8 protein-coding genes and 1 pseudogene are annotated in these 7,991 nt (G+C 54.7%); 4 read left to right on the forward strand and 5 right to left on the reverse strand.

The window, feature by feature from the left end; genetic code table 11:
* Positions 1-666, reverse strand: a 666-nt coding sequence (locus CPT76_RS01555) for a beta/alpha barrel domain-containing protein (protein WP_483870030.1), incomplete at its 3' end; no start/stop codon positions are given.
* Between the two features lie 191 nt (positions 667-857).
* On the opposite strand from CPT76_RS01555, the gene CPT76_RS01560 reads away from it, so the two are divergent.
* Positions 858-1,331: a MerR family transcriptional regulator gene (locus CPT76_RS01560; protein ID WP_105441712.1), complete on the forward strand. Its 474-nt coding sequence runs from the start codon at positions 858-860 to the stop codon at positions 1,329-1,331.
* A 136-nt stretch (positions 1,332-1,467) separates the two neighbouring features.
* Here the strand turns inward: CPT76_RS01560 and CPT76_RS01565 are convergent, their stop codons facing one another.
* Positions 1,468-2,589 carry a Gfo/Idh/MocA family protein gene (locus tag CPT76_RS01565; protein ID WP_105441713.1) on the reverse strand — a complete coding sequence of 374 codons (1,122 nt, stop codon included), beginning with the start codon at positions 2,587-2,589 and terminating at the stop codon, positions 1,468-1,470.
* Positions 2,590-2,723: 134 nt separating this feature from the next.
* Here CPT76_RS01565 and CPT76_RS38695 point away from each other — a divergent pair.
* Together CPT76_RS38695 and CPT76_RS38700 are read left to right on the forward strand one after the other, a co-directional pair.
* Positions 2,724-3,140, forward strand: a pseudogene (locus tag CPT76_RS38695) (LysR family transcriptional regulator); the annotation flags it as partial.
* A 124-nt stretch (positions 3,141-3,264) separates the two neighbouring features.
* Positions 3,265-3,555, forward strand: a complete 291-nt coding sequence (locus CPT76_RS38700; RefSeq protein WP_258167972.1) for a LysR substrate-binding domain-containing protein — start codon at positions 3,265-3,267, stop codon at positions 3,553-3,555.
* 150 nt (positions 3,556-3,705) lie between these two features.
* Here the strand turns inward: CPT76_RS38700 and CPT76_RS01575 are convergent, their stop codons facing one another.
* Positions 3,706-4,776: a bifunctional 3-deoxy-7-phosphoheptulonate synthase/chorismate mutase gene (locus tag CPT76_RS01575; RefSeq protein WP_076170406.1), complete on the reverse strand. Its 1,071-nt coding sequence runs from the start codon at positions 4,774-4,776 to the stop codon at positions 3,706-3,708.
* Positions 4,777-5,359: 583 nt separating this feature from the next.
* Positions 5,360-6,232, reverse strand: coding sequence for a LysR family transcriptional regulator (locus CPT76_RS01580; RefSeq protein WP_105441714.1), 873 nt, complete (start codon positions 6,230-6,232; stop codon positions 5,360-5,362).
* 144 nt (positions 6,233-6,376) lie between these two features.
* Here CPT76_RS01580 and CPT76_RS01585 point away from each other — a divergent pair, with 144 nt between their 5' ends.
* Positions 6,377-7,294, forward strand: a complete 918-nt coding sequence (locus CPT76_RS01585; RefSeq protein ID WP_105441715.1) for an NADP-dependent oxidoreductase — start codon at positions 6,377-6,379, stop codon at positions 7,292-7,294.
* A 129-nt stretch (positions 7,295-7,423) separates the two neighbouring features.
* Here the strand turns inward: CPT76_RS01585 and CPT76_RS01590 are convergent.
* The coding region (locus CPT76_RS01590) for an acyltransferase family protein (protein ID WP_146116129.1) at positions 7,424-7,991 on the reverse strand (568 nt) is incomplete at its 5' end.

Raw genomic sequence — 7,991 nt, forward strand, 5'->3', positions numbered from 1 at the left:
AAACGGCCGTTTAGCATGTTCAGCCACTGCTCTGTTCACTTCATCCACTATAGCAAGCGGAAACGCCATACGCTTGTCTAGATCTCCTCCCCAACGATCATCGCGCCGGTTGGTGTATGGCGAAAAAAATTGTTGGATCAGAAACCGGTTGGCCCCGTGAATCTCTACCCCGTCGAAACCCGCTTCGATCGCCCTCCGGGTGCTGGCGCCAAACGCCCGGATGATCTCTAAAATTTCCTGATCTTCAAGCGCCCGGGGGATCACGCTCTGCCCTTCTTTTGCAATCGCACTCGCACTTACGATCTCACCGTTGGGTACCGCCTCCGGTAGAGCTTCGCGTCCCCCATGAAAGATTTGCAAAATGGCTTTGGCCCCGCGTTTCTTCATCGCTGCAGCCAGGCGCTGCAAGCTTGGGATCCGATCGTCATGGTCCGCTGCGATTTCTCCTCCGAATACTTTGCCGCTCGATGTGACGATCGCGCTTCCCGTGACCGCCATTCCAACACCGTTCGAACGGCTTTCATAATATGCGATGACATCATCCGTTATCGTACCGTCTTGCCGGGAATAAGAAATCGTCATGGGCGCAAGCACGACTCTGTTCTTGACTTCGACGCCATTTTTGAAACGATAAGGCTCCAATATAGGCTGATATTTAGGGTTCATGTGCGTCTCCTCCTTCATATGTCAGGGATATGTCTCCCTGATAGAGCCCATTGTAAAAGTTGGAGTCGAATCGAAGTCAAGGCAATGTGGACAAAGCCGTTGTCCGAAAAAAAGATGAGCTGACCCCGTTTGACTTGGAGTCGGCTCCAAGATGTATAATGCTTTTAAGTTTCCATTACAGGAGGTGCAGGATGATGACCGAGCAAACGTTCACGATCAAGCAAACCGCGGAGCTGACTGGACTTTCCGAGGACACGATCCGTTATTATGAAAAAATCAAGCTGCTCCCTCCGCCGGACAGAAAGGAAAACGGGCATCGCGTCTACCGCCGGAAGGATATCCATACGATCAAATTAATATCCTGCCTGAAAAAAACAGGGATTTCACTGGAGGCCATGAGGCCGTTCCTGAAGGCTTCCGGTAACCCTGATCCCGCCGAATATATTGAGCTGACCCAGACTTTAAAAAGCCACCGTGAACAGATCGTCGAGCAAATCTCCTCACTTCAGCAGCTCGTTGATTTCATTGACGTTAGACTGGAAGATGGGTTCCCAAGCGGAGAATATTCGGACCAAAACCCGGACGGCGGTGCAAAGCCCATTTCCGTCGAGGAGATGAGCTATTTTCCACAGCTGCGAAAACGGGCAAACCGCCGAATCCGATGAGACAAGCAGCGCTGCTTCATGAAGCGCCACAAACACGCTTGGTTCAAAAAAAGGCAGCAGCCCAGGACCTTTTTTCTGTCCTCGCTGCCGCCGTTTTTTCAGTCTAAGTCCTACCACATCGCCATGCTTGTTCCGATTAGTTTACGCTCAGCCGTTTGCCGGTTAAGGCGGACTGCCGGATCGTTTCCAGCAGCCGGTGCAGGCGGGCGGCTTCGTAAAAATCAGGGGCCTGAAACGTCCCTAGACGAATATCCTCTGCCATGACCTGATGCGCCTTCATCACGTGATTCACGATGACTGAAGGCTCTTCGGTCTCGTCGTACACCTTTTGAAACGTCTCCTGATCTCCGTAACCCTCAATATGTCCTGACGGGTACAGCGCCTGCTCGACCACCAGTCCACCAAACTGAACATGCCCTTGCGACTGGGGCTGGGAAATGCGGATGACCCCTTTCTCTCCTTGAATCTCCAATTCAAATTTCGGATAGGTTCCCCCTTGAATATGGATTGATACCGACGCGCCGTTCTCGAGCGTGCCATGAACCATAATCTGGTCGGCCGTATCTTTGGGTACCATCTCCCCGGTTCCCAGGACCTTGGCCTCCGAATAATTGCTGTTCATGGTTGCGTAGACTTCTTTCAGATCTCCCAGCACAAATCCAAATGCGTCGAGCGAGTGTCCCCCGTTAATCGCCAGCAGGGTCGCTCCATACTTCTCCTGAAGCAGATAAATGTTGTTCCGTTCCGTAAACCCTCCCTTGCCCGGCGTAGACACCGACATGCTGGCGGATAACACCCGGCCGATGTCTCCGCGAGTGATGCGGTTTTTCGCATCCAGCAGCGCAGGCGACTGTCTCGCCTGGAGGCCAACGGCATGATGAATCCCCTGTTCCGAAGCAAGCTCCGCCAATTCCTCCGCCTCTTCCGGCGTGACGGTAAGCGGCCACTCGCTGTACACATGTTTCCCCGCGGCGATGGCCTCCTTGATCATTTCGTAATGATGGGGAACCTTGACACTGACGACCACCAAATCCACATTCCCGGACTGCACCAGTTCACGATAGTCGTCGAAAGCATGGGCGACACCCAGCTTGGCTGCGCTTTCCCGGGCGCTAGCCATATTCGAGGTGGCAATGGCTGTAATTTCATGGCTTGTGCTCCGCGTCAAAGCCGGAATGTGTGTTTTGCTGGCCCACTGATTGTTTAACGACCCTCCAATGATCCCGGTGCGTATTTTTTCAGAACCCCTTGTCTCCATTTCTCTTCTCCTCCTGGCTTTATGATTCTGTACGGTTCCAGTATACTGGGATTGAGACATCATGAATAATGCATGTTATCAATAGAGTCATCATCATTTTTGATACCTTGGAGGTCGACATGGATATCGATAATATGAAAGCCTTTGTCAGCGTTGCCGAGCTTAAAAGCCTGTCGGCCGCAGCCGTCAAGCTGAACCATCTCCAGTCCAACATGACGGCCAAGATCAAAAAAATCGAAGCCCATTACGGACAACAGCTTTTCATCCGGAGTGCCAAAGGCATGGAGCTGACGTCGGAGGGGCGTAAGCTCTACCGCCAATATAAAAAAATGCTTGTTTTATGGGAAGAAACCGAGCTGGATATGAGCTATAGGGAGATGAAGCTGCGGATCGGCACCATGCAGTCCGTCTTCGGCAAAGAGCTCACGGATGCACTGACCCGTTTATATGAAAATCACGCCGATCTGTCCGTCACGCTAAAGACTGGGACGACGCAGTCGATGGAGCACGAATTGCTCCAAGGAAACATCGATTTGGCCTTTACGATCGGCAGGACCGACTCGCCGCAGCTGAGTTACAAAAAACTGGGTACGGAGGAGATGGTGCTCATCGGCAAAAAAGTTCGCCGGCGGACAGAGCCTGGAATGCGCCCTCCACGGGGAGAACTGGATCATTTTGACCCGAGACTGCCTGTACGCTGCGATTCTGGAGCGGCTTTACGCCGAGCTTGGCCTGGAAAAAGGAGAAAGCACCGAAGTGGGGATTCTGGACACCCTCCTTCAGCTGACCTCTCTTGGGATGGGCATCTCCTTGATTTCCAAAAACATCGTGATGCAGCACGGATTTTCGGCGTTTGCCCAGCTGCCCGAGCCGTTCCGCTATGTGGACAAATATTTGGTGACCCGAGCGGGATATGAGATGTCCCCCCTGGAAAAAAGCTTTGTGGAAACGAGCCATTTTTTATAAAGAAATGACTATCGGTCTAAACTCATCGCAGACAGACTGCAATATCTAAAAAAACCGGATCCCCTCTCATGCAGCTCTAGAGGAGACCCGGCTTTTGCTGTGCCTTGCTAACGTCATTTATTCAGGCAAAGTGATAATGGAATCCGGTGCTTACAGCAGTCCCGAACCTTTAACCTGGTTGTAGAATTCCTGGAACTGCGGAATGTTGAACTGCTGGGCCGCGTCGGACAACGCCGTAGCCGGATCCGGATGAACCTCGACCATCACGCCGTCCGCGCCGGCGGCCAGAGCCGCTTTGGCACAAGGAGCCATGATGTCTTTGCGGCCGGTGGAATGGGTCACGTCGACCAGTACCGGCAGATGCGTTTCCTGCTTCAGAATCGGTACGGCCGAAATGTCGAGCGTGTTGCGCGTCGCTTTTTCGTACGTGCGGATGCCCCGCTCAATCAGCATGATCTGCGTGTTGCCCCGGGATAAAATGTACTCGGCCGCGTGCACAAATTCGTCGATGGTCGCTGCCAGCCCGCGCTTGAGCAGAATCGGCGTCCGGACGTCGCCAGCCGCCTTCAGCAGCTCGAAGTTCTGCATGTTTCTCGCCCCGATCTGGATGACGTCGATGTAATCGCACGCCAGCTCGATATGAGCCGGATCCACGATTTCGCTGATCGTCTTCAGCCCGAATTCGCTCGCCACTTCCTTCAGAATTTTCAGGCCTTCGATGCCAAGCCCCTGGAAATCATAAGGCGAGGTTCTCGGCTTGAAGGCGCCGCCGCGCATCACCGTGATGCCCGCTTCCTTCAAAGCGGCCGCCACGGTGCGGACCTGCTCATAGCTCTCAACCGAGCATGGTCCTGCGATCATGACCGGCTTGCCGCCGCCGATCGTCACATCGCCCAGCTGAATGACGGTATCCTCCGCCTTTTTCTTGCGGCTGACGAGCAGGTGCTTCTTATGATCGACCTGCTGCAGTGTCAGCGTCGCTTGAAAAATCTGCTTGAACAGATGCCGAACCGTCTCATGGTCGAACGGTCCTTCGTTGCTGGCCACGAGCTTCTCGAGCATTTCCTTTTCACGGACCGGATCAAACTTCGGCACACCCTGTTTTTCCTTCTCTACACCAAGCTCCTGTGCGATCCGTGCCCGTTCGGACAGCAGCGACAGCAGCTGAAGATTCACCTCATCCAATTGATTGCGCAATTCTTCCAAGCGCCCTTGACTCATCTCTCATCTCTCCTCACCTAGTGTTAAAAAATATAAAAATCAAACAAAAAAGACCCCTGTCCGCCAAGGGACGAGGAGTCGTGGTACCACCCTTATTAGACATGCACACGTGTAGGCTGCACATCTCACTTGAACCTTTTAACGCAAGGGAAACGGGTATTCCTACGTCCTGCATTCCTCATGCAGGGAATCAAAATACCGGCTCAGGAATGAACTTCGGCGGGCAGTGTCCCTCGGATGCTTCCAGTCTATCGGCATACCGTCCCTGGCAGGAGCTTTCTCCGCTTACTCTTTCCTTCACAGCTTGTGTCCTATGAATTAGCTCGAACTAAAATTTAAAAGCATTGTATTACAATCGGTGGAAGGGATGCAAGATCACAAGGTAACGCGTTAATGTAGTGAATCATTAGGTTCACTCGAATCAATAAGTCCCCTTCCTTCGTATTTCCTTGTCCAAATCAAAGAGGAGGCAGCCGAATATCGGCGATGCCTCCCCTGTCTTACAGCCATTATAAAAGTCCTGGAGGCTCGAGTTCAGCCGCACCGCTGCGGGACGCCACCGGGTCATTTCTCTCTGACGTGATCACTCAGCAAAATATGCGGCCACGTGGTCCCTAAATTCGCACGCGGCGGCCGACAAATAGCGCTGCTCGCTCCATACGAGGTAATATTGGCGCCGGCACGCTTGATCGGACACGGGCACTAGAGTGACACCGGGTATTTCTTTATCTCCTTTTTTGCAGCCGGACAGCGCTACCCCGACGCCCGCGCGTACGAGGCTTAGGATCGCCGGCGGTTCGTCGACCCGGCAAATGTAGCGGGGAGCGGCTCCGGCCTGCTCAAAGAAGCTGTCATTGATTTGTTGAAAAACAAAGTCCTCCCGGTATCCGATAAACGGCTCCGCCGCCGCTTCTTTCAAAGAAACCTGACGGCGGCCGGCAAGCGGATGCGCCGAGGGCACGGCCAAGTACAATTCCTCGTTCAGCACCGCCTTATAGGCATATCCCGCTTGGTCCAGCGGCAGCGGCGTAAAGCCGAGATCGGCCTCACCCGAGGTAAGAAATTCGCTCATCTGCTCGATGGGAGCCTGGGAAATTTGAAAGTTTACTTCCGGATGTGCCGATATAAATTCGGTGATCGGCCCCGTCATCCGCTCCAGCGTCGCCGTGACCAGACGGATGCTGCCGCGCTCCAGCCCGGCAAGATCCGCCACCTCCCGCTTTCCTTCCTCCAGCAGGCGGAGCGCTTCCTCAGCTTTTGTCAGAAACGCCTTCCCATAGGAATTCAGCCGAATTCTACCCGCTTGCCTGTCAAACAGCGGAACGCCGATATCCTCCTCCAGCCGGGAAATCGTCTTGCTGAGCGCCGGCTGGGCGATCCGCAGCTCCTGCGACGCTTTTGTCATATGCTCCAGCCTGGCGACCGTCCTGAAATATTGAAGCTGCAGCAGCTCCATAGCTCTCCCTCCGTTTTCTATATACTTGAATATATAGAGTCATAATTAAATATATATTTCCGTTTATCGCAGCCTGATTATAAAATAACTTAAAAAGGAAATCAATGGGATCTACAATTCAGGATAATTCAAGGAGTGAGTTCAATGAAAGCCATAACGTTCAACCGTCTGGGGCCGCCCGACGTGCTGCAGCTGACCGAGTTGCCCGTCCCGTCAGCCGGACCGGGAACCGCCCGGGTACGCGTCAAAACGGCCGGCGTCATGCCAATCGACGCCAAGGTCCGCAGCGGAAGCGTTCCCTACGCGCAGTCCCACCCTTTTCCGATCATCCCCGGCAATGAATTTGCCGGGATCATCGACGAGGTGGGGGACGGCGTCAGCGAATTCACCCGCGGGGACGAAGTGATCGGCTTTACAATGTTTGGCGGATATGCCGAATATATCGTCGTCAGCTGCGACCAATTGGTCCGCAAACCGGCGGGCATGCCTTGGGAGACCGCCGGAGGTTTTACCGGCAACGGGCAGGGCGCCCATATGGCGCTGGAAGCGATCCGGATTCAGCCCGGGGATACCGTTCTGATCCACGGGGCGGCCGGCGGGCTGGGCACCTTTGCCGTGCAGCTCGCGCTGGCCTGGGGCGCCGGCAGGGTGATCGGCACGGCCAGCGAGGCCAATCACGATCATCTCCAGCGTTTGGGCGCCATTCCGCTCGCCTACGGGGATGGACTTGCCGCCCGTGTACGCGCCATCGCTCCCGCGGGAGTGGACGCCGCCTTGCTTGCCGGCGGCGGGGATGACCTCGCCCTGCAGGCATCCGTGGACCTGGTCCAGGACCTCAGCCGAATTGTAGCGATGGTCCCCAGTGTTCATGCCCAAACGCTCGGCATCCGGCAGCTGACCGGCACGCGCAGCAAAGAACGCCTTGCCGAGCTTGTCCGCATCTACAACGAAGGAAAGGTCGACATCCATATCCGCAAAGTGCTGCCGCTGGATCAGGCCCGGGAAGCCCACCGGGAGATCGAATCCGGCCATGGCCGCGGAAAGATCGTCCTCTCGGTCTAATTTACCTTCGAAATCAAAAAGGGTGCCATCAATCATTGGATTGATGGCACCCTTTTTCGCTGCGGGATGATTGGAGCATCATTGGTTTGTTCTAATGGACTTTCATCATGGCATCAAGGCATCACGGCATCAAGACACCGTCGGGGACTCCTTGCGGAAGCCGGTCTCGTCCGGCTTGCCCTGCTTCAATGGACGGCGCTTTGCACCAATAATCCAGCGCGAGCCCGGCAGATGCGACAGCGTGTAGCTGATGCCGAGCGAAGCGAGCACGGTCAGGCCAAAGGTCAGAAGCGTAAAAGACACGTGGCTGCCGGCCAAATTCATCGGACGTGTAAAAAAGGCGATCACGTAAATGATCAGGGCGTGCACAAGATAGCCGCCGAACGAATACCGGCCGATCCAGGTCAGCAGCCGCAGGAAAGCCTGGCTCCGCCCCTGCATCATGATGAGCAGCCCGTACAGCAGGAGCATCTGCGCGACGATGATGACAAAGGTCGATGGCCGCAGGTAAGTGGAAATATTTAAATTCACGACCTCGCCCGACCCCTGCAGCACGTCATAGCCCAGCTTGATGTACATCGCCAGGAACAGGAGTCCGGTCCAAGGCAGCAGCCGGGTGCACCACTTCCGCCAGTTGGAGACGGATGCCGCGCATACCGCACCTGCCACAAAATAGAAACCGTACATCACAAACGAA

Origin of the sequence: Paenibacillus sp. AR247, from assembly GCF_002968895.1 — a bacterium.
GTDB lineage: Bacteria > Bacillota > Bacilli > Paenibacillales > Paenibacillaceae > Paenibacillus_AQ > Paenibacillus_AQ favisporus.